The 1,646-nt window shown below is 40.5% G+C and carries 1 protein-coding gene; it reads left to right on the top strand.

Translation table 11 applies throughout. From position 1 onward, the window contains the following. Window positions 1-133: 133 nt before the first annotated feature. Complete coding sequence (locus M72_RS13305) at window positions 134-1,546, top strand: IS1182 family transposase (RefSeq protein WP_141652750.1); 1,413 nt, start codon at window positions 134-136, stop codon at window positions 1,544-1,546. Window positions 1,547-1,646 lie beyond the last annotated feature (100 nt).

The raw sequence follows: 1,646 nt of genomic DNA, 5'->3' as shown, positions 1-1,646 counted from the left end.
TCAGACTGTAGACAAAGTCCTCGGCTTTTTGCCGGGGATTTTTCTGTATTAAAGAGGCTAAAAGTCAGTATTTTCAAGACTTTTCAGTCTCTTTTTGGTATAATAAAGGTATCAAAAAAGGCGGTATTGTTCTATGATGACACAAGAAACAGAAAAAGTAAGAAAGCAAATGCAGATGGTATGTATTGATGATCTTGTTCCGCGGAATCATCTTCTACGACTTATTGACAAAGCTATTGACTGGACATTCATCTATGATCTCGTCCGTGATACTTATTCCGACGGAATGGGTAGACCAAGTATTGATCCGGTTACGCTTATTAAGATACCGCTTATTCAATACCTGTATGGAATCAAAAGCATGCGGCAGACAATCAAAGAGATTGAAGTAAACATGGCTTACCGTTGGTTCCTTGGACTTGAACTTTATGATCCGGTCCCTCATTTTTCTACTTTCGGGAAAAACTATACCCGTCGTTTTAAAGATACCGACTTATTCGAGCAGATTTTCCAGCGTATCCTTGAGGAGTGTTACCGTTTCAAACTGGTTGATTCAACAGAGATTTTTGTTGATGCAACACATGTGAAAGCGCGGGCGAACAACAGAAAGATGCAGAAACGAATCGCAAAACAGGAAGCTTTATTTTATGCTGACATGCTGCGTCAGGACATTAACGCAGACAGAGAAGCGCACGGAAAGAAACCGTTGAAAGATAAAGACGATAACAACAAACCTGGTTCCGGTGGCAACGACAAGTTTGAAGATTATACGGATGATGTTCCGTCAGATGAAAAAACAATTAAGTGTAGCACTACAGATCCTGAGAGCGGCTGGTTTCGGAAAGGTGAGCACAAGCATGTGTTTGCTTATGGGATTGAAACAGCATGCGATAAAAATGGATGGATTATTGATTTTACAGTAAACCCTGGTAATGAGCATGACAGTCGAACTTTTAAAGGCCTTTACGATAAGCTTGCAGATATCGGCATGAAATACTGTATCGTTGATGCCGGGTATAAAACTCCTGCAATAGCAAAGCTACTTTTGGATGATGGAATAAAGCCGGTCTTTCCTTACAAGCGTCCCATGACAAAGGATGGCTTTTTCAGGAAATCTGAGTATGTATATGATGAGTATAATGATGCTTATATTTGTCCAGGGAATCACTTTCTGCATTACAGCACGACAAATCGGGATGGATATCGCGAGTATAAAAGCTGTGGACAGATTTGCGAAAAGTGCGAGTATCTTTCGCAGTGTACAGAAAGCAAGAACCATGTAAAAGTTGTTACGAGACATGTATGGGAAGACTATATGGAAACATGTGAGGATATCCGGCATACAGAAGGAATGAAGGAGCTATACTCACACAGAAAAGAAACGATTGAAAGAATCTTTGGAACGGCAAAGGAAAACCACGGATTTCGATATACGCAGTTGTATGGCAAAGCGCGGATGACAATGAAAGTCGCGCTTACGTTTGCGTGCATGAATTTAAAAAAGCTTGCAAAATGCAAGCAGGAATGGGAATTACGGATGGCATAATCCAAGGGAAAATTTCCTGTTTTCGGAATAAATTTCATAAACACAAAGAAAAATGCTCCGAGAAACGGAAGTTTCTCGGAGCACTTTGTCTACGGTCTGA

The organism is Roseburia faecis, assembly GCF_001406815.1.
Lineage (GTDB): Bacteria > Bacillota > Clostridia > Lachnospirales > Lachnospiraceae > Roseburia > Roseburia faecis.
This window is presented reverse-complemented; position numbering and strand designations above follow the sequence as displayed.

Bases quoted from the DNA above. Each gene is read 5' to 3' on its own strand.
- M72_RS13305 (WP_141652750.1), top strand. From the start codon at position 134: ATGATGACACAAGAAACAGAAAAAGTAAGAAAGCAAATGCAGATGGTA.